The sequence below is a fragment of the Bacillus sp. GS3m_15504 genome, assembly GCF_055825275.1.
In genome coordinates, this window is record NZ_JBVVNL010000021.1 from 1 (window position 1) to 1,422 (window position 1,422).

At 33.9% G+C, this 1,422-nt stretch carries 1 protein-coding gene; it reads left to right on the forward strand.

The genetic code is table 11. The features are described 5' to 3' along the window. Positions 1-31: 31 nt before the first annotated feature. Positions 32-1,392, forward strand: a protein-coding gene (locus tag AC0L0O_RS29920; RefSeq protein ID WP_085963576.1) for an IS3-like element ISBce15 family transposase whose coding sequence is annotated in 2 segments (ribosomal slippage) — positions 32-488 and positions 488-1,392 — 1,362 coding nt in all. Because the reading frame shifts where the segments join, the coding sequence is not laid out codon by codon here. The last annotated feature ends 30 nt before the right edge of the window (positions 1,393-1,422 follow it).

The window sequence follows — 1,422 nt, forward strand, 5'->3', positions numbered from 1 at the left end:
AATAACTAACAATTGGAGGTGCGGTTTTATTATGTCTAGAAAATATAAATTCGAATTAAAAAGAAATGCCGTTGAACATTATTTAAATACAAATGATTCTTTTAAAGTGACTGCCAAAAAATATCAAGTCAGTATATCGTTATTAAAAGAGTGGGTGGCACGTACTAGAGAACAAGGAATAGAGTCCTTAAACTCTAAATGTACAAGGTATGACATTCAGTTTAAAATGGAAGTATTGAATTTTATGAACAATACAGGAGCTTCGCCCCTACAAGCGGCCGCTATGTTCAACGTTCCATCTCCTCGTACCGTTAGGAAGTGGCGATCAATGCTAGAATCACAGGGGATAGATGCTCTTCGTAAAACAAGTAAGGGGTACTCCACTGTGAAGAAGAAACAGGCTATTGCACCTAAGAAAAAACAAAATATTAACTCTCAAAATGATTTACAAAAAGAAATTGAATACTTACGCATGGAAAATGCTTATTTAAAAAAGTTACACGCCTTAATTCAACAAAAACAACAATCTCTGAAAAAGACAAAGCACACATAATATATGAGTTAAGGCATGAATATAAAATTATCGACTTGATTAAAGCGGCTGAAATGGCTCGTAGTACATATTATTACTGGGTGAAACAAATGAGTCGTGAAGATAAATATAACGAGGTTAAAGAAAGTATTAAGCAGATTTTTCAGGAACACCAAGGGCGATATGGCTATAGGCGTATCACACTTGAATTACGTAATCAGGGCTATACCATTAACCACAAAACCGTCCTTCGCTTAATGAATCAATTAGGGTTAAAATCGTTGGTAAGAATCACTAAATACCGCTCTTATCGCGGGAAGGTTGGGAAGGTAGCGCCAAATGTCTTGAAGCGTGATTTCAAGGCCTCTAAGCCTAATGAAAAGTGGGTTACAGATGTTACTGAAGTTCATTTGTTTGGTGAAAAACTCTACCTATCTCCTATTCTAGACTTGTTTAATGGTGAGATTATTTCCTATAATATTGAGAAACGCCCTACATTCCTTCTAGTCGAAAGGATGTTAGATAAGGCTTTAAAATGCTTGGATAAAGAAGATACTCCTATCCTTCATTCAGATCAAGGTTGGCACTATCAAATGGATAGATATCAATATATTTTAAGAGAAAATAATATAACTCAAAGTATGTCCCGTAAGGGAAATTGCTTAGATAATGCAGTCATTGAAAATTTCTTTGGCTTATTAAAATCTGAATTACTTTATCTTAAAGATTTTGAAAGTATGGAACACTTTAGGGAAGAACTAGAGAATTATATTTATTATTACAATAATAAAAGGATTAAGGCAAAATTAAAAGGATTGCCTCCTGTAAAATACAGAATTCAATCCTTATTAGCTGCTTAAATATATGTCTAACTTTTCGGGTCCAGTTCA